This is a genomic window from Secundilactobacillus paracollinoides DSM 15502 = JCM 11969 (assembly GCF_001311135.1).
Lineage (GTDB): Bacteria > Bacillota > Bacilli > Lactobacillales > Lactobacillaceae > Secundilactobacillus > Secundilactobacillus paracollinoides.
This window is the reverse complement of the sequence record NZ_BBAG01000033.1, coordinates 1-23,200: the sequence shown is the minus strand read 5'-3', so window position 1 is coordinate 23,200 and position 23,200 is coordinate 1. Positions and strand designations below refer to the sequence as shown.

Annotated in this window: 21 protein-coding genes and 1 pseudogene; 8 read left to right on the top strand and 14 right to left on the bottom strand. The window is 46.4% G+C overall.

Annotated features, from left to right (window positions below):
* Positions 1–365: 365 nt before the first annotated feature.
* The 4 genes from JCM11969_RS10825 (at position 366) to cbpA (ending at position 3,791) form a co-directional block, all read left to right on the top strand.
* Positions 366–1,319 carry an L-lactate dehydrogenase gene (locus JCM11969_RS10825; protein ID WP_054711194.1) on the top strand — a complete coding sequence of 318 codons (954 nt, stop codon included), beginning with the start codon at positions 366–368 and terminating at the stop codon, positions 1,317–1,319.
* A gap of 269 nt (positions 1,320–1,588) precedes the next feature.
* Entirely contained in the window at positions 1,589–2,317 is a 729-nt protein-coding gene (locus JCM11969_RS10820) for a peptidoglycan binding domain-containing protein (RefSeq protein WP_054711192.1), read from the top strand.
* Complete coding sequence (locus JCM11969_RS10815; protein WP_054711190.1) at positions 2,314–2,970, top strand: L,D-transpeptidase family protein; 657 nt, start codon at positions 2,314–2,316, stop codon at positions 2,968–2,970. Before JCM11969_RS10820 ends, JCM11969_RS10815 begins: the two co-directional genes overlap by 4 nt.
* Positions 2,971–3,149: 179 nt before the next feature.
* The gene (gene cbpA, locus JCM11969_RS10810; RefSeq protein ID WP_054711188.1) at positions 3,150–3,791 is read left to right on the top strand and encodes a cyclic di-AMP binding protein CbpA; all 642 of its coding nucleotides are present in this window, start codon (positions 3,150–3,152) and stop codon (positions 3,789–3,791) included.
* 526 nt (positions 3,792–4,317) lie between these two features.
* Here the strand turns inward: cbpA and JCM11969_RS10805 are convergent.
* From JCM11969_RS10805 to JCM11969_RS10775, 7 genes are all read right to left on the bottom strand, one after another.
* A complete protein-coding gene (locus JCM11969_RS10805; RefSeq protein ID WP_054711186.1) occupies positions 4,318–4,707 on the bottom strand; it encodes a type II toxin-antitoxin system PemK/MazF family toxin in 390 nt (129 codons plus the stop codon).
* Positions 4,708–4,730: 23 nt separating this feature from the next.
* A complete protein-coding gene (locus JCM11969_RS10800; RefSeq protein WP_054711184.1) occupies positions 4,731–5,000 on the bottom strand; it encodes a hypothetical protein in 270 nt (89 codons plus the stop codon).
* Between the two features lie 95 nt (positions 5,001–5,095).
* Positions 5,096–6,217 carry an alanine racemase gene (alr, locus tag JCM11969_RS10795; RefSeq protein WP_054711182.1) on the bottom strand — a complete coding sequence of 374 codons (1,122 nt, stop codon included), beginning with the start codon at positions 6,215–6,217 and terminating at the stop codon, positions 5,096–5,098.
* Complete coding sequence (acpS, locus tag JCM11969_RS10790; RefSeq protein ID WP_054711181.1) at positions 6,214–6,576, bottom strand: holo-ACP synthase; 363 nt, start codon at positions 6,574–6,576, stop codon at positions 6,214–6,216. Before acpS ends, alr begins: the two co-directional genes overlap by 4 nt.
* Positions 6,577–6,887: 311 nt before the next feature.
* Positions 6,888–8,435, bottom strand: a complete 1,548-nt coding sequence (gene cshA / locus JCM11969_RS10785; RefSeq protein ID WP_054711179.1) for a degradosome RNA helicase CshA — start codon at positions 8,433–8,435, stop codon at positions 6,888–6,890.
* Positions 8,436–8,606: 171 nt separating this feature from the next.
* Positions 8,607–9,986 (bottom strand): UDP-N-acetylmuramoyl-tripeptide--D-alanyl-D-alanine ligase, encoded by a 1,380-nt coding sequence (locus tag JCM11969_RS10780; protein WP_054711177.1) that lies wholly within the window; start codon positions 9,984–9,986, stop codon positions 8,607–8,609.
* 89 nt (positions 9,987–10,075) lie between these two features.
* Positions 10,076–10,861: a hypothetical protein gene (locus tag JCM11969_RS10775; protein ID WP_054711175.1), complete on the bottom strand. Its 786-nt coding sequence runs from the start codon at positions 10,859–10,861 to the stop codon at positions 10,076–10,078.
* A 951-nt stretch (positions 10,862–11,812) separates the two neighbouring features.
* Here JCM11969_RS10775 and JCM11969_RS10770 point away from each other — a divergent pair.
* The gene (locus tag JCM11969_RS10770) at positions 11,813–12,283 is read left to right on the top strand and encodes a low molecular weight protein-tyrosine-phosphatase (protein ID WP_054711173.1); all 471 of its coding nucleotides are present in this window, start codon (positions 11,813–11,815) and stop codon (positions 12,281–12,283) included.
* Between the two features lie 50 nt (positions 12,284–12,333).
* On the opposite strand, the gene JCM11969_RS10765 is transcribed toward JCM11969_RS10770, so the two are convergent.
* The 6 genes and pseudogenes from JCM11969_RS10765 to JCM11969_RS10740 form a co-directional block, all read right to left on the bottom strand.
* A complete protein-coding gene (locus JCM11969_RS10765; protein WP_054711171.1) occupies positions 12,334–13,065 on the bottom strand; it encodes a class A sortase in 732 nt (243 codons plus the stop codon).
* A 174-nt stretch (positions 13,066–13,239) separates the two neighbouring features.
* Positions 13,240–13,491: a type B 50S ribosomal protein L31 gene (locus JCM11969_RS10760; protein WP_054711169.1), complete on the bottom strand. Its 252-nt coding sequence runs from the start codon at positions 13,489–13,491 to the stop codon at positions 13,240–13,242.
* A 110-nt stretch (positions 13,492–13,601) separates the two neighbouring features.
* Positions 13,602–14,908, bottom strand: a pseudogene (murA, locus tag JCM11969_RS10755) (UDP-N-acetylglucosamine 1-carboxyvinyltransferase).
* Between the two features lie 821 nt (positions 14,909–15,729).
* The gene (pyrG, locus tag JCM11969_RS10750) at positions 15,730–17,340 is read right to left on the bottom strand and encodes a CTP synthase (RefSeq protein ID WP_054711166.1); all 1,611 of its coding nucleotides are present in this window, start codon (positions 17,338–17,340) and stop codon (positions 15,730–15,732) included.
* A gap of 184 nt (positions 17,341–17,524) precedes the next feature.
* Complete coding sequence (gene rpoE, locus JCM11969_RS10745; RefSeq protein ID WP_054711164.1) at positions 17,525–18,151, bottom strand: DNA-directed RNA polymerase subunit delta; 627 nt, start codon at positions 18,149–18,151, stop codon at positions 17,525–17,527.
* 44 nt (positions 18,152–18,195) lie between these two features.
* A complete protein-coding gene (locus JCM11969_RS10740) occupies positions 18,196–18,639 on the bottom strand; it encodes a YwiB family protein (protein ID WP_054711162.1) in 444 nt (147 codons plus the stop codon).
* A 643-nt stretch (positions 18,640–19,282) separates the two neighbouring features.
* Here JCM11969_RS10740 and JCM11969_RS10735 point away from each other — a divergent pair.
* Genes JCM11969_RS10735 through yidA form a run of 3 tightly spaced genes read left to right on the top strand, consistent with a single transcriptional unit; the run spans position 19,283 to position 22,301 of the window.
* Positions 19,283–20,104 carry a lipoate--protein ligase family protein gene (locus JCM11969_RS10735; RefSeq protein WP_054711159.1) on the top strand — a complete coding sequence of 274 codons (822 nt, stop codon included), beginning with the start codon at positions 19,283–19,285 and terminating at the stop codon, positions 20,102–20,104.
* Between the two features lie 21 nt (positions 20,105–20,125).
* Positions 20,126–21,478 (top strand): HD domain-containing protein, encoded by a 1,353-nt coding sequence (locus JCM11969_RS10730; protein WP_054711157.1) that lies wholly within the window; start codon positions 20,126–20,128, stop codon positions 21,476–21,478.
* A gap of 16 nt (positions 21,479–21,494) precedes the next feature.
* Positions 21,495–22,301: a sugar-phosphatase gene (gene yidA, locus JCM11969_RS10725; protein WP_054711155.1), complete on the top strand. Its 807-nt coding sequence runs from the start codon at positions 21,495–21,497 to the stop codon at positions 22,299–22,301.
* Between the two features lie 208 nt (positions 22,302–22,509).
* Here yidA and JCM11969_RS10720 read toward each other — a convergent pair whose 3' ends face one another.
* Positions 22,510–22,860: a DUF3899 domain-containing protein gene (locus JCM11969_RS10720; RefSeq protein WP_054711153.1), complete on the bottom strand. Its 351-nt coding sequence runs from the start codon at positions 22,858–22,860 to the stop codon at positions 22,510–22,512.
* Between the last annotated feature and the right edge of the window lie 340 nt (positions 22,861–23,200).

The following is a 23,200-nucleotide window of genomic DNA, read 5'->3' as shown; positions in this document are numbered from 1 at the left end:
ATTAGCTTCATCGCGAGCCACTATGGCGGCCTGCCAAATTGCGGAATGCAACGGACTGTCACCCAGTCCTCCCCAACAGAATAAGAAATTACTGAATGAAAGGAATAAACGTACACAAAGAAAAGTTTACCCCAATTTCGGTAAAACAATTACTAGTCAAAATCAAGCAATAGGTCAATAAAGACCGGTATACCGTTGTTTCAACCACCACACAATTCAGATTGCAACTATTTCACAAGGTTTAGACGCTCCGTGGAAGTTAAAAACCCTTTAAAGTTAAGTGTTTTTAGTAGATAAAGCGCTTTCATTTGTGATAGTATAATGCCAATTGCTAATGCAATAAATCTAGAATTGAGGTGGATGATATGTCCAAACATCATCAAAAAGTTGTTTTAGTCGGTGACGGTGCCGTGGGTTCTGCTTATGCGTTTGCTATGATGCAACAAGGATTAGCAGAAGAGCTCGTAATCGTTGATGTCATCAAGGAACGGACCGTTGGGGATGCCCTTGACTTAGAGGATGCCCAAGTTTTCACCGCGCCAAAACAAATTTATTCTGGTGACTATAGTGATGCAAAGGATGCTGACCTAGTTGTGATCACAGCCGGTGCACCGCAAAAGCCTGGCGAAACGCGCTTAGATTTAGTGAATAAAAACCTTAAAATTCTGTCTTCAATCGTTCAACCTATCGTTGACTCCGGCTTTAACGGCATCTTCTTAGTTGCTGCTAACCCAGTTGACATTTTGACTTACGCTACTTGGAAGTTCTCTGGCTTCCCTAAGAACAAGGTGATCGGCTCAGGAACCTCTCTTGACTCGTCACGACTGCGCGTTGCACTGGGTAATAAGTTAGACCTTGATCCACGCAGTATTGAAGCTTACATCTTAGGTGAACACGGTGATACTGAATTTGCTGCGTACGACGAGGCAACTGTTGGTGGTGTGCCGCTAAAGGACTACGCCCACAATAAGGGTGTTACCGACAGTGACTTAGCAGATATTGAAGATAAGGTACGTAATAAAGCCTACGAGATTATTAACCGGAAAGGTGCCACCTACTATGGTGTTGCAACTTCTCTGATGCGGATAACCCGTGCTATCTTCCGGGATGAGAACGCGATTTTACCAGTTGGTGCCTCCCTCGAAGGCCAATACGGATTGGATGACATTTTCATTGGGACACCGGCCATCATCAATGCTTCCGGCTTAGCTGGCGTTGTCGAGATTCCATTAAGCGACGACGAAAAGGCGAAGATGGCAAACTCTGCAAAGACCTTAAAGCAAGTCACCAAGGATGGTTTAGCTGCCCTTGAAGGCTAATTAAATTTTACCGCTCAAACGACGCTGTGACTGCATCTGTAATGCAATGACAGCGTCGTTTTACATATTAGTATTTACTTATCTCTTTCTGTGGCTGATCACGGATCAATACCAACATATATGGCCGCAGATTACTGGGATAACGTTAAAAATAGCCGATTTTGTCGACTAATCCATGTTCGTTGATAACCTAAAGATTATATTTCCAAAAAATTGTATTTTACGAACGAATGCTGTACCCTTTTAATATGATTAAAGGAGGGGAACTCATGAAACACACAAAGCGATGGCTCTTAACTGGGGTAGCAGTGATCGCAATTGTGGGTCTCGGTTATGTCGCCCGCGCAAGCCATTATAAAACACATTTTTTAAATGATACTCAGATCGATGGCATCAATGTGGGTGGCCAAACAGCGGCAGAAGCGGCTCAGTCAGTCAATACCAAGTTGCGTCATCAACGGTACACTGTCGTCGATAAGACTCAAACTCTGACGCAATTTTCCGCGCATCAATTGGGGATCAAGCCTTATACCACGGCTCAGGTTCGTCGACTGATCGATAAGCAAAACGCCTACACTTGGCCAGCACACATGACGACAGCGGCAGCCAGTACCCACCAGTTAGGACAAAAGGCGATCGACCGCACGGATTTAAACAAGGTGTCAACTCAGATCGTCAGTCTAGCTGATAATGCCAACCGCACACCAACCAGGAATGCAAAATTGGTCTACAAAAATCAGGCTTTCGTGATTCAAAAGGAAGTTTATGGCTCTCAAGTCTCTCGAACCAGTGTCAATCAAGCAATTACCAGTGCCGTGTCCCATCATCAATCTCAGATCGATCTGAAGGCTGCCTACGTGAAGCCGACCGTTTTGGCATCAAGTAGGTCGTTAAAAAATGCAAAGAAAACAGCAATCAAGCTAAGCAAAAATAAGATCACCTACACCCTTGCAAACAAAAAAACACCCTTCCTGAAGCGCGAATTGCCAGTTTCTTGACAACTGCCAACGGTCACGTTTCCGTCAATCAAAAATCCGTTGAAGCCTACTTAATTAAATTAAGTTACACCTATGGAACCGTGCATCAGACACGGCATTTCAAAACGCACAGCGGCACTTACGTGAATGTGCCTGCCGGCCTCTATGGCTGGAGCATCAAAGTCACCGCTGAAACGCCAAAGTTAAGCAAGCTCATTTTGGCTGGCAAACCGGTTACCCGAACACCGATCATTCAAGGCACCGGTTACCACAAGAATGGTCAGGATTTCGGGTCTACCTATGTCGAAGTCTCAAAGGCCAGTCAGCACATGTGGGTGCATAAAAATGGCCGCGTGATTATTTCCACGGACGTTGTGACTGGCAAGCCGCCAAAGGGCACCACCCCATCTGGCGTGTACGTTGTTTGGAGTAAACAGCGTCACGCAACGTTACGTGGGTTAAATGACGATGGCAGTAAATATGCCTCCCCTGTGAGTTACTGGATGCCAGTCGACGATACCGGTGTTGGCATTCATGATTCGCCTTGGCAACCCCGATATGGTGGGTCATGGTACGTGAGTCACGGCTCTCACGGTTGCGTCAACACCCCGCCTTCCGTCATGGCTCAGGTCTACGCAAACGTGCCCTTAAAGACACCCGTTGTCATTTACTAACACTAATCAAAATCTCGTTATCCATTTTAGGATGCGAGATTTTTTGTATCGTCGACTAGCAGTATCTGTCAAAATAAAAATTAGTCTTAAAAAACACACTTCACCTACGAGCCAGCCGGTTTTGTGTTATGATATTGTTAGTTTATTAGAGAGTTCTAATTTTTAGGAGGTTACACCCTATGCTGTTGAAATCCTTGGTCAAACCAAAAGAACGTCTTGTGACCGTACAAGAAAACGTGACTTTGGAAGAAGCACTAAAGGTTTTAGAAGATTCAGGCTACCGTTGTGTGCCCATCTTAGACGAGACGGGGACCATTTTCCGCGGTAACATTTACAAAATGCACATTTATCGGCATAAATCACGTGGCGGCGACATGCAGTTACCAGTGACGACCCTTTTGAAAAATGCGACGAAGTTCATCACTGTGAACGCAGCCTTTTTTAACGTGTTCTTCTCAATTAAGGATTTGCCTTACATTGCGGTTCTAGACGCCAACAATAAGTTTTATGGTATCTTGACACATACCCGGTTAATGGACATGCTTTCTCAATCTTGGAACGTTAATATCGGCTCCTATGTGCTCACCGTCGTGTCTCCTGGCGACCGCGGCGATCTCGCAAGCATTGCTAAGATCATCACCAAGTACACCAGCATCGCAAGTGTCATCAGTCTTGACGCCCAGGAAGGTGAGCTTGTTCACCGAATCATGTTCACGTTGCCTGAGGACGTGGATAAAGATAAACTTGACCGGATCGTTAAGGCCTTGGAACGTAAAGAATTCCGGGTACCTGAGATTGAAGATTTGAAGAAAGAAATGTAATGTAATTCAGTTGAGGATTAGAACAGCCAGTTTGGAAATGAATTTCCAAACTGGCTGTTCTTTGTGTTAAAAATACTTATGACGCCTGGTTTTCTTTCTTGCATTGTCGAAACGTGTTTTGAAAAGCAATGGATGCTCTCTGTCAACATCTTAATTGCTTTATCATTAGTGCTGAAAAGACCCAAGCATTTTAGAGCCTTTATGTCACATCGCCGAAACGAGTTCCACAAACCAAAGACTTGCACAGAAGTGGACTATGTTACAAAATCAAAACCCAGGATTTTATAACATAGTCCACTTCTGCTCCAGTCTTTAACCGGTTTGTTCCACTCTCTATGATATCGTCTCAATCATGGTGAAGTTTGAAATCATTGGCGCCCTTTTGCCACATTGCCGAAACAAGTTCCGAAAAGCAAGGAGCTGCGCGTAAGTTAACTCTGACAGAAATACCAAGTTCGGGCATTTCTGTCAGAGTTAACTTACACTCCGCTCCTTAACCGCTTTTCTCCACTCTCTATGATATGTACTAAGCCCGCTTACGTTTCTTAGGTTCCGCCTTTTTATTCAACCCGATGCTAACTTCTAATGCCTTATCTACCTGCACCATTGTAGCATCGTCCAAATGTGCGACGTGATCCTTTAAGCGTTGCTTATCAATCGTTCTGATCTGTTCTAATAAGATTACTGAATCTTTTTCAATACCCGTATGGTGCGCCTTGATTCCGATATGCGTTGGCATCTTCGGTTTTGAAATTCGCGCAGTTATCGCCGCTACGATCACCGTTGGACTGTAGTGGTTCCCGATATTGTTTTGCACAATTAACACGGGCCGAATCCCACCCTGTTCTGAACCAACCACCGGTGATAAATCCGCATAGAAAATATCTCCACGCTTAATATCGCTGTTTGTTGCCATCTTCTACCATCCCTCATAACCGCCTAACGCGTTGATAGTCGGCCGGCTGGGTAAAGCTGAGCGACTTCGTTTTCACAGGGTAAGTATTCCCGAACGATCTCCTCATTAAGCGTGCTCATTTCCTGGTAGCCAGCAATCAATGCCGCAATCGTTGCAATATGGTGCGGCCATACTTGAACGCTAATGACTGCCGACAATGACGCAATGAGCTGTTGATGTTGATCCTGATTGATTGACCGAACCACCTGATGGCCGGTCATCGTTGCTGCTGGATGTACAATGTACTGCTTCATGATTAGACCTCTATTAGACTGTTACTATTTCAAATATTTTACCATGAAATACGATAACATTACAGCAATACTAAGCTAAATTCTCACTAATTGACTTAATTCTTGTAAACGCGCGGGATTCTTTCAGTAAACCCACAGGCAATTTCATAGTGGATCGTGCCGCAATAGTCGGCAACATCTTGCAGGGTGATTTCAGCATCGCCATCAGTCCCGACCATCGTTACCGAGGTGCCTTCAGGATACTCGTGTGGTAGCCGTACCATGAGCTGGTCCATGCAAACACGACCAATGATCTCACAAAAATGACCATCAACGAGCACATGAAACCCTTGTAACCGGCGTTCATAACCATCTGCATATCCAATTGGCAACGTGCCGACCCACTCATCCTGTTGCGCAGTATAGGTGGCACCATAACTCACAGAGCGCCCCGCCTTTAGCTGTTTAACAAAGACCAGCTCACTTTCTAACCGCATGGCCGGTTTCAGCGCAAACGGTTCTTGCAGTTCCTTGCCAGACGGGTTCAACCCATAAGCGGCGACCCCAAATCGAATAATGTTGCCGTTGCAAGCATCATGCCACAAGCTAGTAGCTGAATTCGACACGTGGACGTAACGAGGACGGTCTTCCAAAACAGCCATAAAGGCCTGCCAGCGCGCTACTTGTTGCTTGAAATAGGCCGTGTCCGCAGCATCCGCTGTTGAAAAGTGGGTAAAGATCCCGTCAAAGCTGATCTGGGCTTCTTGGTTCAGCCAGGTAACTGCACCCTTTAAATCAGCAGGTTCCTGAAAACCAATGCGCCCCATCCCAGTATCGAGACCAAGGTGAACTGAAAGCGGTTGTTTTACGCCGCTAGTCTCTAAAACAGCAGCTGCGGTCTGCAACCAGTCTAATGTGCCGACGGTCGCTGAAACACCATATTCAGCCATCAGAGCGGCATGTTTTGGTGCAGTGATCCCCAACACAAGAATCGGTTGATTAAATCCAGCGTGGCGCAACTGAAGTGCTTCATCTAAAATGGCGACACAAAAACCGGTAGCACCCGCTGCAACGGCCGTTTGTGCCACTTGGAGGATGCCGTGACCATATCCATTGGCCTTCACGACCATAAACAGATCAGTGTTTGGCTTCAACCGGGCCTTTTCAGTTGCGATGTTGTCGTAAAGCGCTTGCCGGTCGATCACTAAGCGGGTCGGACGATGGCTGCCAATTGTCATTTTTCAAGATCTCCTTCTAATAGTACTTCAGTCATGACGAGGTCACTGGTGTGCGAGATAGAGACAAACGCCTTCCCGGGAAACGGCTGGCGATGAAACGCTGGCTTGCCAGTCTCGTCATCCAGGATATCGAGGTCTTGAAACGAGACCGACTTGCCAATACCTGTGCCAAAAGCCTTACTAAAGGCCTCCTTAGCCGACCAGCGACCAGCTAGGAATTCGGCTGCACGTTTATCAGAAAGTGTTCGGTAGACGGCCGTTTCAGCCGGTGTCAGGACTTTATGGACAAACGACTCCTGATTTGATACTGCGCGTAGCCGGTCAATTTTTTCAATATCCACACCAATTCCGTAAACCACAGTATAATCTCCTCACTTCGCACCAAGTTGTTGCCTTTTCAATAATGTTCTCATTTTACCATAGTTTAATTTCGTTAACTTCTTCGATATGGCAGATTAGCGTGAATCTTTTTCAGCCTACCATGACGAACTTTTACTCAACATGATGAACAATCTTCGGTATTTTAGATAGCGTTCTTTTGTAAGACAACATTCTGTTAGTTTATATTTTAGTCGAAAACCAGTTAATCTTCGACTGATGGCAAGCATAAATCCGCACACAAAAAAAGCCCAGACCGTAAAGTCTGAGCCGTGCAGTAAAGAACAAGCTGTTAGTCCTTGTTCTTACGGATGGTAAAGCCATGCTTGCTGCTACCATTTGATTTGTTATTGTTACGACGATCATTATGGTGATCGCTGTGACGATCTTTGTTACTTGAGTAACGGTGGTGACCGTCATTCTTACCGTTGTAACGACGGTTGCCTGAACGACCGTGGTTGTTACCGCCACGACCGCCGCCGCGATGGTAGTTACCACCGTTGCCGCCATGCTTATGACGAGGCAATGGCCGTTCTGGTGTGATCTTAACGGGAACCTGACTGGAATCATCCTTGGTCAAGTCGTTCAGTAAAGCAGCAACCAGGTCAACAGCTTCGTACTGGTCCAACAACTGAGAAGCAATCTTTTCATACTTTTCAGTGTCGGTCTTATCAACCAGATCCTTAACCGTTTCCTGTGCATTGCTCAACTGGCCAACGAAGGCTTCTTCTTCCGAAGGTGGCTTCAATGGCAGCATCCGCACCTTGGTCAACTTTTCAATTTCACGCAGGTAATCCATTTCGTTAGGCGTTACGAAGGTCAATGAGACACCATGGTGCCCGGCACGACCGGTACGGCCCACACGGTGAACATAACTGTCCGGATCCTGTGGAATATCGTAGTTATAAACGTGGGTAACATCGGCAACGTCGATCCCACGAGCGGCAACGTCAGTGGCAACCAGAATATCTAATTGACCATGCTTGAACTGGTTCAAGATCTGCATCCGGCGCTTTTGCGTCAGGTCACCGTGAATCCCAGCGGCATTGTAGCCACGGGCTTCCAGGCCACGTGAAATTTCATCCACGCGACGCTTCGTCCGAGTGAAGACAATGGTCAGATCAGGTGATTGCACATCAAACAACCGGGTCATGACGTCGAACTTTTCGTAATCCTTAGCCCGAACATAGTACTGATCGATTAAATCAGTGGTCAATTCCTTGGCCTTGATCTTAACGTGCTGCGGGTCGTGCATGAACTGCACACCGACCCGCTTGATTTCAGGTGGCATCGTTGCTGAGAACAACAGGGTTTGTCGTTCGTCAGGCAACGCCTTAATAATGGATTCAATATCGTCTAAGAAACCCATGTTTAACATTTCGTCGGCTTCATCCAACACAAGGGTCTGAACGTGATCCAACTTGATCGTGTGTCGGTTCATGTGGTCTAATAACCGACCAGGTGTCCCAACGATGATTTGGGGATGGTTCTTCAGGCTGTTGATCTGACGCCGGATATCGGCCCCACCATAAACAACTTGAACCTTTGCGTGCTCTTCTTTACCGAGTTGGTAAATTTGTTCCTGAGTTTGGATAGCTAATTCACGGGTTGGTGAAACAACTAAGGCTTGGACATTGGGGTTGTCCCGGTCAATGTGTTGTAGGATCGGCAATGCAAAGGCGGCTGTTTTACCAGTACCAGTTTGTGCCTGACCAATAACGTCCTTACCGTCAAGAACCATGGGGATGGTTTCTGCTTGAATTGGGGTTGCTTCTTCATAGCCGTTTCGTTCAACAGCCTTCAACAAACTTTTTGATAACCCAAGTTCTGAAAACTTCAAATAATTTTCCTCCTAATAGGTGTAACAAGGTCCGGTACTATAAGAAATCCGTCTTCTGATGCGTGCCGTCCTTGCTGTTGCAACGTCTCTTGCAAAAAAACATAACTAGAATATGATACATCACCCGATTAAAATAAGCAACTAATCTTTTTCAATTAGTTGCCTATACGCTTAATCAGTAGTTCTCAGGGTTGCCAGAACGGACTCTAAATGAATCCCGTGACTCCCCTTGATCAAAATGGCATCCTTAGCCGTCAACGTGGCTAAGAGATCTGCCGACAAGGTGCCGAGTTCATCCACCTGGTAAAAGTGTAACTTATCAGCATCAAAGGTGGTTGCTAATCTATCATACAGGGCGTGCATGTGCGGCCCAACAAGGTACACACTGTCAATAACGTCGGGATCAAACGCAGGACTTAAGCCTGCATGCAACGCATCGGACTGCTCACCAAGTTCCAGCATATCGCCTAGAACGACCAACCGCCGCCCGTCAACTGGTGTCTTTGAAAAGGCCGCCATGACTTCCTTAACTGCAGTCGGGTTCGAGTTGTAAACGTCACTCAGGATCTGTTCACCCTGACTGCCCTGTAACCACTCAGCCCGGTTACGCGTCAGATCAAGATTTAACAACGCAGCCGCACTCTTTTCGGGTGCCACTCGGTAAGTGCGCGCCACACAGAGGGCAGCCAGCGCATTATTCACGTTATAGTCCCCAATCATTGGGACTTCAAACGTGGTGTCTGGCCAGACATTCGTGGTAAACGTCGTGTTAACAGACGTTGGCGTCATTGCAGTCACGTTGAGATCATCCTCTTTCGAATGACCGAACGTCAATTGCCGTTGTGAAACAGTTTTAGCGCGTTCCTGCAATAGCGGCTCATCGCCATCAAAGATAAATAACCCGTCGTCCTTCAGTCCGTTAACGATCTCCATCTTCGCATCCGCGATCTTATCACGCGTGCCAAAGAATTCAATGTGTGCTTCCCCAATCATTGTAATAATGGCCACATCCGGGGCAACCAGGCGACTCAAGAAATCAAGCTGACCTGGCCGATCCATCCCCATTTCAACGACCAGCATTTCAGTGTTCGGTTCCATGGATAAAATGGTGATCGGCACACCGATCTCGTTATTAAAATTGTCCTGTGTCTTGGTGACATTAAACTGGGTCGCCAAGATCGAAGCCACCATATCCTTAGTGGTTGTCTTGCCGTTTGACCCCGTAATGGCCACGACCCGCGGGTTAATTTTTAAAAGGTAGTGCTTACTTAATGCCTGTAAGGCCTTAAGCGCATCATCGACCACGATAACGGGCACGTTGGTTGGTGCCTCGCCATGGTCTGCTTGCCAAAATATGGCCGACGCACCATTTTCAATTGCCTTATCGATAAACTTGTGACCGTCGCGTTCGCCAACCAGCGGCACAAATAACGCCCCTGGCTTGAGTTCACGGCTGTCAAAGGCCACGCTTGAGATCTCAACCGTTTGCCAATCCGTAATATCGTTTTGCGCTGAAACAGCTCCAGCAATCTCATAAAGTTGCATTTTCATTATGTTAAACTCCTAAATTTTCATTTCATCGATCTCGTTTAAGTCACACTGCGTCAACTATTATACCACGAGTGAGCAGGTTGAATTTGTCATAGATCAGCTTCGTTTTCAATAAACGGCTGTTTGTCGATAATATCCAGCTCCCAGTGTTTTTGGTCAACGTCGTAAATCAGGGTCGCGACACGACGGGCCGTCGCGTACACGTCCTCTTGTTCATGCCACCAATTTTGCCGTTCAGGATGCTCCTGAATCAGTAGCGGAATCAGGTAGTGTCGTTTGCGTTCAATCGTTTGGTCAAACGCAAAGATCACCCCTTCACTAAAAACCGCCGTCAGTTGGTCAAACACGTCACTTGGCACATCACTTACGGAAAATGGGCGGTTAAAGACCACCCACCGGTTACTGTGGAGTAATCGCAAGTGACGTTTTAACGAGATATCTAAAATATGGTTGAACGTCCGCAGGTTTCGGTAATAAACTTTAACAAAGTCCTCGGGCGTCGTCAAAAAAGCATAGTCATTACGCAGTTTTGAATACAACGGCAAATTAAAATGCGTCATCATATGGGCCATGTAGAGCAGTTCTGCAATCTCACTTGGCATCAGCAGATCCAAGTCATCAGCTTCATGATAGTCCAGCCACATCTTTGGTCCGTTCGTTTTCCCAATTAAAAATTCACGAACACTATTTTGGCCTGTGACCGTCTGAAAACGGGTATGCCCGTTAACCTGTGTCCCTTCGTTAACGCCATCGATCAGGACGATTCGCTGTGGCACGTTGGGAATCCCGTTAATAAAATCAGCAGCTGTGATGCCATACGAAATCACCAGATTGTTGACCTGTTCCCAATTAATGTAAATAAAATTACCTCGCATCACTTTTACTCACACTCTCTAAGGTATTAAACAACTTAATTGTACTACGAAATGTAAGAGAGTGGAACAAAGCGTTTAAAGACTGGAGCATAGGGTGACTCTGATATAAAATCCCGGGTTTGGATTTTGTATCAGAGTCGCGCTATGTGCAAGTCTTTACTTTGTGGAACTCGTTTCCGCAATATGGCCTAGAGCATCAATTGACACCTTTAATCTTTATAAGGCGAAATGTAAGAGAGTGGAACAAAGCGTTTAAGACTGAAGTGCGCTCCATTGTCAATTGATTCAATGGTGCAAACATGTCGCTCCGTTGCACCGTTCGGCCCTGCAGGCTGAGGTGGGGGTCGCTCCGGAGCTATTGAATTTCCTTTCAGAAATTCAAGGATCTCCTACGTCTCCCGTGTTCGTAAGCGAGGAAAGTACCCTCGCCAACGACCACCGACACCACAGCCTGCAATGCCGAACGGCTCCACTACGCTACGATACTGGTCACAGTTAATATTGATGGTAAGACTTCGTAAGTGGCTCCATGAAGCCACTTAATCAAGTGTTCCTGTCAATAGCACATTTTGAGAAGCATTGCTGTTAATAACATTACTAGCAGTTGAGGGCGGATTCTCTGCGAACTAGTTTTAATGCCATTGTGATGCTTAATTAATGGTGAAATGTAAACTCAACGTTAGTGAAATGCAGCAATTTGGCACGGAGCTGTGGTGTCGACATCAGTTAGCGACCGTATTGTGGTCGGTTACTGATGTGCAAGTCGACTGAGATCCACTCGAGAGCTGCGTAGCAGAAATCGAGTTAGCTCAGTCGCGAGCCACTACACGGCCTGCCAAATTGCGGAATGCAACGGCCTTCCCCCCAACTCCAAAAGAACACCCTACTTGACGAACGCCGTCACATTCCCTACTATGTGAGTCATATCAGTACCGCGAAAGGAAAATTACAATGACTAACGTTTTATTTGTCTGTCTTGGCAATATTTGCCGTTCTCCTATGGCTGAAGCACTGTTTAAGAAATTAGTTGCCGACCGGGGACTTGCCGATCACTATACCATTGAATCCCGTGCTACTAGTACTGAAGAGCGCGGCAATCCACCGCATCCGGGTGCTCAAAAGACAATGACGGCTCATGGATTATCATTTGCCGGCATGCACTCTGAACCAATTTCAGCTGCTGATTTTGACTGGGCAGACTATATCATCACCATGGATTCACAAAATGTGTTCAATCTGCGTCGAATGGCACCTTCCGAAGCGGATCAAAGAAAGATCCATCTTTGCATGGATATCCTGCCTGACCATGTTGGCCAAGAAATTCCCGACCCGTGGTACACGCATCGGTTTGAGGCAACTTACGACGCACTGGCCAGTACATTACCAAAATGGCTGTCCGCGATGCAGACTAAATCGGTATAACAAAAAGCGTCCCAACCTTCACCAAAATCGGTGTGGGGTTGGAACGTTTTTTAATACCCGGCAAAGACATTATGATTGTTAAACTTTGCAGCGAAGCCCTTTTTTATTGCAGTTGGCGCTTTCGCATACGCCATTGTTTTTGTCAGTTTTCCGCGAATCATCAGTCGACCGGCGCCCGTTGCATCACAGGTAACCAGCGTCACGATATTCGCCTTGGTTTGATTAACAACATCGACCCGCGTGGCAGCAATGAACTGACGCTTATAGACCTTATAACGATAAATCTTGGTCATATTGGTCAAATAAATATTGTCACCAACCTTAGTCTTATAGTAAAGCGGGCTGAATAACACGTTCTTTTTGATCATGTGATGGCCAGCTAACGGATAGTTGCCATGACCCATTTTTTGATTGTCACGCAGCGTTCCGGCAGCTAAAGCTAACGTTGTGTTCGACACACCCTTGCCAATCGTTAAATGAATACCCGACTTTGGTACCAGGATCTCACCAACAGCGTGGATCTTATTTGTATTCATTCGGGCCTTCGCGACCGTCTGAAAATTCAGTGATTTTGCGTTTCGAAAATCAAAGTTGGCCTTTTTCTTTTCGTTTTTCTTGACTGATTTAGCAGTGATCTTCGGTTGATACGAGGTCACCATCCAGTTCTTGATCTGCTCGTTAAAAATCAGTCCCAATGAAATCGCGATCAGGACCGCAAAGACGATCCGGTAAGCCCACCGGCGTCCATTTCTTCTTGGTTGTTTCTTTGGTTCTTGATCCATGATTGCACCCCATCGCTTTCCCATTATTAAAATCGATTTTCTTGATAGGTATAGTCTACCCGATTTCAAGCCGTTTTAAAAGTGGGTTGCACTAATGTTTAACTCTGGAAATAATTGGCTTATAGCAAAATAAAAAACCATGCTCCGAAGAACATGGTCTTTCTAATCGCACGTTTAGTTGTTTGATAAACCGTACTTCTTGTTGAAACGATCCACAGCACCGTCGGCTTTGTTGAACTTTTGCTTACCGGTGTAGAATGGGTGAGAATCAGAAGAAATTTCAACACGAATCAATGGATAAGTGTTGCCATCTTCCCATTCAACAGTTTCTTCTGAAGTTGCAGTTGAACCTGATAAGAACTTGTAACCAGTACTTGAGTCTTGGAAGACTACTTCGTGGTAATCTGGATGAATGCCTTGTTTCATTATAATAATCTCCTTTGCCCTGAATCATTCACTGAAACAGAGATTGATTTATGTCGTCAACCCTAACACTATATCATGAACGTTGCCCGTTTTCAATGGGCGATCGCAAATTACTCCGCAATCTCAGCTGTGTCCTCAATGGTCACATCCGCATTTAAGGCTGTTAATTTAGCCACGATACTGCCATAACCACGCAAAATATTGTCGGCATTAAGAATCTGGGTCTCCCCGTCAGCCATCAGTGCCGCAATCATGAGTGAGGCCCCGGCACGAATTTCGCCAGCTCCTACCGTTGCGCCATTGAGCGTGTTCGTATGTTCCACAATGATCATATCGTTTTCACTACGAACCTTAGCACCCATTTTCTGCAGTTGAGAAATGTGTTTCACGCGTTGCGGGTAAATTGTGTCAACGATGACACTGCTCCCCTTTGCGCGTAACAGTAAAGGGGTAATGGGTTGCTGCAGATCCGTCGCAAATCCTGGGAACGGCATTGTCTTGACCTGAATAGCGTTCAAATCATCCGACTTTGCCACGTAAGCCTCGTCTTCATTAATTTGAAGCTGAACGTCCATTTCAATTAACTTAGCCGTAAACGACTCCAAATGTTCTGGAATAATATTTTTAATTCGAATACCATCACCCATAGCGGCAGCAAGCGACAGAAACGTCCCCGCTTCGATCCGGTCTGGAATGATCGTATGCACATTTGTCGCCTTGAGCGTCGAGACACCTTCGATTCGGATAACATCGGTGCCGGCACCACGAATATGCGCCCCCATATTGTTTAAGAAGGTTGCGATATCAATGATTTCAGGCTCCTTAGCGGCATTTTCAATCACCGTGGCACCCTGTGCTTTAACGGCGGCCAAAATCGTGTTGATGGTTGCGCCAACAGACACCAGGTCTAAAAAGATCCGGGCACCATGTAGACCATCACCGCTGGTCGTAATATGAACCGTCCCGTTATTTTCAACGACTTCGGCACCCAGCGCTTTAAACGCTTTGATGTGTTGGTCGATTGGTCGGGGACCAATGTTGTCACCACCAGGAAAAGTGACCGTTGCACGGCCAAAACGACCCAGTAAGGCCCCCATAAAGTAGTATGACGCCCGTAAACTCTTAATCGCCTGACTTGGCATGGGCGCTTCAATAATTTCAGTTGGATCAATTTTTAAGACGCCATCCGCAAAACCCGAATGCACGTTCATTGATTTTAAAATGAGCATTAAATTGTGAACATCTAAAATGTCGGGAACCATGTCAAACTTTACTGGCGTATCAGCAGAATGGCCGCTGGAATTAACGCGACCGTGCTGTTTTTAGCACCACCGATGGTCACACTGCCGGACAGGCGTTTGCCACCGTGGATTATCATTTTTTCATTACGTAAGTTTCCTTCACTATTCAAAATCATAATTCGAGTAATCATTATTTAATGATAAATAATGCCCGGCAAAATTACAATAGTTTCACGCTATCTCGTTAATTTGTAATATTAAAAAGACACAAATACTTAGAAATTAGTCTATTTTCTAATCGAACTCTTTTAATCAACGCTTGGAAATGATTGATTTCTGGCATTGAAGCTAGCAGATTGTGCTGATAGTCCGTTGCATTTCGCAATTTGGCACTCCGTGTGGTGGCTCGCGACTGAGCTAACTCGATTTCTGCTGCGCAGCTCTCGAGTGGATCTCAGTCGTCTCGCACATCAGTAACCGACCCAAGAACGGTCGCTAACTGATGTCGACACCACAGCTCCGTGCCAAATTGCTGCGTTCCACTCACATTGAATACGCTTTAACTTCAGTTTACACAACAGGATAGCATTCAACCGATTTATAAAAAATCGTACTTAACGGCTATCAAAGAAAATGTTAGTAATGTGCCTATGGTATTAAAACTGATTGTACCTATGAAGTCAAGAGACCGCTTCGGACATGTACGGATTGTTATTTTTTGCACGAAAGTAGCGTAGTGGAGTCGGTCGGCATTGCAGGTAGTAGTGAAAACATGAGTTGATGACCGTTTTTTGGTCCTTTACTCATGTGGGCGTTAGGGAGATCCACTTTTGGCACCGCCAAAAGTTAGCTTCCTCACGACCCCACTACAAACTGCAGAGCCGACCGACGGAACGAAGCGACAGTTTAATTGAGTTCAATGCTAGAAATCAGTCATTTCCAACCATAGAAAAAGAGCTAAGGAGAATTGTCCTCAGCTCTTAGATATACCATTTAATTATTTGGCATCATGAACGTCATTGGCCGCTGCAACGAAGGCTTTGAAGAGACCTTCTGGGCGGTTTGGCCGTGACAGGAATTCTGGGTGATATTGCGCTGCGACGAAGAATTTCTTGTTAGGAATTTCAATAACTTCTACCAAGTGGTTGTCAGGTGAAGTCCCAGCAAATACCAGGCCCTTAGCTTCCATTTCTTCACGGTAAGCGTTGTTGAATTCGTAACGGTGACGGTGACGTTCTTGAATCATGTCCTGGTTGTTGTAAGCTGCAGCTGCAACGCTGCCCGCCTTCAACTTGCAAGGATATGCGCCTAGACGCTGTGTCCCACCCATATCAGAAATATCGGCTTGGTCAGCCATCAGATCAATAATGTTGTGGGTCGTGTTAGGATTCATTTCCGTTGAGTTGGCGTCCTTGTACCCAAGAACATCGCGGGCAAATTCAACACTGGCCATTTGCATCCCCAGGCAGATGCCCAAGAATGGAACATCGTTTTCACGGGCGTATTTAATGGCGGTGATCATTCCTTCGATACCACGATCGCCAAAGCCGCCAGGAACTAGAATACCATCAGCATCCTTCAAAATTTCAGCAACGTTGTCATCGTTGACCTTTTCAGAATCGATCATACTGAGGTTAATATCAGCATCCACTGGGTAACCGGCATGCTTCAATGCTTCAGCAACTGAGATGTAAGCATCTTGAAGACTGACGTACTTGCCGACCAAAGAAATGTTGATCGTCTTCTTCAGACTATTAACCTTTGTGACCAATTGTGACCATTCAGTCATATCAGCTTCTGGTGCTGTCACGTGCAGGTGGTCAAGCACCAATGAATCCATGCCCTGAGCCTTTAACCGCAGAGGAATTTCATAAATCGTGTCCACGTCACGCGATTCAACAACGGCTTCAGGTTTCACGTCACAGAACAGTGCGATTTTCTTACGCATCGCATCCGTAATTGGCGCTTCAGTCCGAACCACCAGAATGTTTGGTTGAATACCCAAGCCACGCAGCTCACGAACAGAGTGTTGCGTTGGCTTTGTCTTCATTTCACCAGCGGCATGCAGGTATGGTACCAGCGTGGTGTGAATGTAGACAACGTTCTCGTCGCCAACCTCCGCCTTCATTTGACGAATGGCTTCCAAAAACGGTTGTGATTCAATATCCCCAACGGTCCCACCAATTTCAGTGATCACAAAATCAGCGTTTAAGGTCTTGCCGGCCCGCATGATCTTTTCCTTGATCATTCCTGTGATGTGAGGAATCACTTGGACAGTCGCGCCAAGGTAGTCCCCGTGGCGTTCTTTTTCCAATACTTCCGAATAAATCTTACCGGTCGTGACATTAGAATATTTGTTCAAATCATTGTCAATAAACCGTTCATAATGGCCGAGATCCAAATCCGTTTCGGTCCCATCGTTGGTAACGAAGACTTCCCCGTGTTGGTATGGAGACATGGTGCCGGGGTCAACGTTGATATACGGATCGAATTTTTGGATTGTCACGTTTAACCCACGGTTCTTTAGCAAACGTCCAAGTGAAGCTGCTACGATTCCCTTACCAAGTGAAGAAACCACGCCGCCGGTTACAAAAATATATTTGGTCATTGTATAACTCCTCGTAAGATTAATTTGGGGTACTGGGTGTATTCAATAACGAAAAAACTCCCTATTCGTCGTTGGTTGAATAGGAAGCTTCTATTATTCCGAACAATGGCTTCACAATTCCTTGTGAAGCGCCCAAGCGATATATTACCTGTTTCCCAGATATTCGTCAAGGCATAAGTTCGAATTACTTTTTTTCTTCTTCGTCGTCGTCTTCGTCAAATTCAGATAATTGACCTTCGATACCATCAGGCATGCTGTCGTCGGCATCATCACCGTCGTCGCTACCATCATCGATATCAGCTAAATCAGACTTGTACTTCCCAAGTTCCTTGGTGTCCTCGTCGTCTTCGCTTTCGTCTTCATCATCATCGTATTCAGAGTCGAGATCTTCATCATCAACGTCAACATCATCCTGATCTTCAGGATCATCGTCGTCGTAATCGATCACGTCATCATCGTCTGAAGTATCTGCCAAGAAGGCGTTAACCTTCCGACGTTTCTTTGCCTTCGGGTGATCCTCGTCATCCTCAGCACCGATCGTTGCTTCATCGATCGATTCGAATGGATACCAGGTCCGTAAACCCCAGAGGTTATCACCTAACGAAATGAAACTACCATCAATGTTTAAGTCAGTGTAAAATTGAGAAAGTCGTTCCCGAATTTCTTTATCAGTTTCGCCGAGGTATTGTTGAACCTCGTTAGCTAAATCAGCAAACGGCATAACATCCCCGCGTTGTGCGAGAATCGCGTGAGCGACTTCTATCATCGATAATTCGCTTTTGTTTTGGCCTTCTAAGACTTTTAATTCCAAACTGGCGCACGTCCCTTCCACAGTCTACGAACAACTATACGCGATTAAACTGTAAATTGCAATCGAATCTCGTAATTTCCTAATAATTCCTGGCCAGCATACAGTTGATAGTCGATTGCCGCGTTGCCACCAAAGGGGCGTTGCGTGAACCCGACCTTCAACTGAGGGGTGACCGTTTCGATTGGAATGATGCCATACGGTGTGCGGTACTGGGCAGAAACGCGTTTGCCGGCACTAAAATGCAACCGAACACGATTTTCGCCCCGGCGTGTCAACGACACATCACCGTCACCCATAAACTTGATCGTGACTGGCACATCCGCACCCTCACCACTTTCCTGAGGCTCCGCGTAGCGCAAATAAATCGTGTCACCGATCTGCACGATTTGTCCTGCAACGTCAATCACATAGTCAGAAGACTCACCGTTTTGAACCGTGTGGGTCTCTAAGTGAATGCCAACTGGAATACTGGTTGACAGATCATCCATACTAACCCTTCCCTTCATTCACAACATTACTTTATTATAACGTTAATTTGGGGTTTTGGCACGGATAGCGTATGAAGCAAGGCGAGAGAAAAATCCTGTGTAAGCAACTTTGGTTAAAAAAGTCAGGCCCGGACTTTTCTCTTTTTCCAACCGAGTGCTTCTTGCTACTGGCTTTCTTTCCCACCGTGCCGAAACGTGTTCAGTAAGGCAGAGGGCTCCTGTGTAAGCAACTCTGGTCAAAAAAGTTAGACCCGGACTTTTGGTTTTTTTGGCAACTGACTGGTGCTGGCCACTGTGCGCCCTTCTTACATAGACTAAACGTGTTCAGCAAGGCACGGGGCTAATGTGTAACGGAGGCTGGTCTAAAAGTCAGGCCCGGACTTTTCTGGTTTTGGCAACTAAATGGTGCCGCTACGGCGCTCCCTTGTTACATAGACTAAACGTGTTCAGCAGGGCACGGGGCTAACGTGTAACGGAGGCTGGCAAAAAAGTCAGACCCAGGCTTTTCTGCCAGCCTCCGTTACACACCGCCCCTAACCCGCCTTGCTTCACACTCTACTTTGGTCCAGTCCACTAGTGACGTATTTCTCCGATTCCGCTATAATAGGAGTAGTTTGGTATTTATCGAGACGAGGTAACCAACATGAAGACACAATTACCCTTTTCAACGATTCAACTATTAGATACACCCCTGACTACCGATCAGAAATTGGCGTCGTTTGGCCTGACCAATACGTTATTAAACGTTACGGCTGAGGTAAATACACCGCTGATTCATTTCTGGACGCTGCCGCCGACCCTCATCCTTGGATTAAAGGATCGTCACTTATACGATCTGCCCGCCGGACTCGCAACTGTGACTGAAAATGGTTACGATCATTTTTTGCGAAATTCAGGTGGACTTGCCGTAGTTAGTGATGGTGGGATTCTTAACGTGTCATTGTTTGTGCCGCAAACGGTGACCCACTATAGCGTCGACGCCGGCTATGAACTGATGAAATCACTGGTGCACCTTACCTTTCCGACGCTAACCATTGAAAGCTATGAAATCACCCGATCGTACTGTCCTGGTGACTACGACCTGAGCGTGGACGGCAAAAAAATTGCTGGTATTTCACAACGACGCACTGCCAACGCCTTAGTGGTCATGGCCTACATCAGTGTGACCGGCGACCAGCAATTCCGTGGGCGAATGGTGCGTGATTTTTACGAAACGGGACTGGCTGGCCAAGCCAATGACTGGGATTTTCCCGATGTCGACCCGTCATCCATGATCAACGTTGCCGATGCCATGCACCAGCCACTGACAGTCGCCGAGGTAAAGAGCGGCATGGTTAACGCGTTACAGGAAGATCAATTTAAAATCGACACAACATCCCTGCCAGAACGACTGGCCACCCCCGCATTTCAAACCCAGTACACTAAGGAATTAGCCCGGATCAGTAAACGTCAGGCTGGAATCTAACTACACAAAGGAGGCCTTCACTTGGCCTATCGAGACGAACGCTTACCCCGAGAAAAAGTTTTTCGGGATCCAGTTCATAACTATATTTACATCCAGCACCAGGTCATTTTAGACCTGATCAATACAAAAGAATTTCAACGGTTACGCCGCATCAAACAACTTGGGACGGCTTCACTTGTCTTTCACGGTGCAGAACACACCCGTTTTACCCATTCTCTTGGGGTCTACGAGATCACTCGGCGCATTTGTGACAATTTCAAACGCAATTATCCCACTAAAAAGGCAGGTGATGGTCTTTGGGACGACGACAAAGAGCGCCTCGTCGCACTGTGCGCCGCCCTGCTGCACGACATTGGTCACGGGCCTTACAGCCACACGTTTGAACACATCTTCAACACCGATCACGAGGTAATCACAGCCGAGATCTTGACCTCACCGGAAACGGAAGTCAACCAGGTGTTACGGGCTGTCAGTCCCGAATTTCCTGAACAGGTCGCATCCGTCATTCAAAAGACCTACCCTAACCCGCAAGTCGTTCAAATGATTTCCAGTCAGATCGATGCCGACCGGATGGACTACCTGCTGCGGGATGCTTACCACACCGGCACGAAATACGGTACCTTTGACCTAACCCGTATCTTGCGGGTCATGCGGCCCTATCGTGATGGCATTGCCTTTCAGATCAGCGGCATGCACGCCGTGGAAGACTACATCATGAGTCGTTTTCAAATGTATCAGCAGATCTACTTTCACCCAACATCCCGTTCCATGGAAGTCATTTTAAGTCACCTACTTTTACGGGCCAGAGAATACTACAGCAACGCGGATAACGCCAACGAAATGGGCGCACCCTACCTGCTGTTTCCGTTTTTTAAACACGAATTTGACCTCGACGACTACTTGTTACTGGATGACGGGACGCTAACGACCTATTTTGCGCATTGGCGCCAATCAGGTGACCCAATTTTAAGCGATCTGTCGCACCGATTCCTAGATCGCAAGCCACTCAAATCGGTGATCTACACGTCGGAAACAGAACACGAATTACCGGGGCTGCGTGACCTCATCGAAAAAGCCGGCTTCAACGCAAAATATTACACGGCAACCAACAATAGCTATGACCTGCCGTACGATGCTTACGATCCGAAAATGAAGAAACCGTTGACGCAGATCGAACTGATGGAAGAAGATGGTGACCTGATCGAGTTGTCTTCAGTCAGTGCGCTGGTTAACGCCATTACCGGGAAGTTCTCCGGTGACCAACGCTTCTTCTTCCCCCGTGAAATGTTACAAAATAACGCGGCGGATACCGATTTATTCGATCCGATTTATCAAGCCTTTCAACAACACATTCACAACGACACCCTGATTTAATCAAAAGGAGAACTTCATGACTATTAAACTGATTGCAATCGACATTGACGGTACCCTGGTCGACTCACAAAAGGCATTACATCAGGCCACCATCGACACCATCGAAAAAGCCAAGGCAAAGGTCATCAAGGTTGTGCTCTGTACCGGCCGACCACTGACTGGTGTTCACCAGTATCTTGAACCGCTGAACATTGCGGGCGACAATCAATACGTGGTGACCTTTAACGGTAGTCTTGCGCAATCCGTTTCCGGCAACGTTATTGTGAACCACAATATCAGCACAGAAGACTACATCGACCTTGAAAGTCTTGCCCGTAAAATGCACGTCCATTTTCACATGGAAACTAAAAACTTTATTTACACGGCAAACCGCGACATCAGCGGCTACACCATTGCTGAAAGTTTTCTGGTGCGGATGCCGATTCGGTACCGGACACCAGAGGAAATCACAGACGACCTGACGATTGCGAAGGGCATGTTCGTGGATGACCCTGAAATTCTGTCCAAGTTCGTGGCAAACTTCCCTGAAGAATACAAGGAAAGATTCTACGTCGTTCAAAGCGAACCCTACTTCTTTGAAGCCATGAACAAGAAGGCAAGTAAGGGCAACGCCATCAAGGAACTCGCTGAGAGCCTCGGTATTGCACAAAACGAGGTCATGGCGATTGGCGACCAAGGAAATGACCTGACTATGGTGACCTACGCCGGCACAGGTGTGGCAATGGGCAACGCCATCGACGAATTGAAGGCAACGGCTCAGTATGTGACGAAAGCGAATGATGAAGATGGCGTGGCGTTTGCGATTGAGAAGTTCGCATTGTAGATAGAGAGTGGAACAAACCGGTTAAAGACTGGAGCAGAAGCGGACTATTTTATAAAATCCGGTTTGGATTTTGTAAAATAGTCCGCTTCTGTGCAAGTCTTTGGTTTGCGGAACTCGTTTCCGCTACGTTGCCAAGAAAGCCAGTTCAAAAAAAACAAAAAGACCTCTTACTACCACCCCACACAGGGTGATACCAAGAGGTCTTTTTTCACAACGTCACAACGATCCCCAACACAATCAACGTCAGACTCACAATCAGACAAAATCGCGCATACTTGTTCACAACGATCGGTCCATTTTTAACGGACGCAACGTTACGAACTGAAATTTTTTCTTCGGGCAGCGGATCTTCATTCTTACGGTGCCGGCGTCGCCATCCCGCAAATAGGTGCCCTTTTTCAATAATGAAAAAGGCTGCCCCAATTAGGAAAACGAGCCCTATCATGAACCAGAAATTTGCTACCTTGATCAGTGACGTGAATGGCATCGCAATGAGGCCAATGAGGACGATAATGGCTAGTGTGGTTAAGGACCATTTATTTTGTTTGAGTTTTACCAATTATTGTTCATCCGTTCTGTTTGTACTTGATATGCAATGAATTGAGTATAGCACAGGGATTGTTGTGGGGACAAGGTTGTGGATGTTGGATTAAGCCTTGCGGCTGGGGAGTAGGTCAAGAACTTAAAAAGCGAGATGCTTGCGCATCTCGCTTTTCTTTATTTTCTGGTTCTCTTTTATCTAGCCGAAACGTGTTCCGGAAGTGGCAGGGTGCGGAGCATAGCCAACTCTGTTCCAAAAATCCAAAACCGGGATTTTCGGAACAGAGTCGACTATGCTCCGCACCCTAAACGCCCTTCCTACGTAAGCAGTAGATAACCGACCGTATTCAAATCAACTA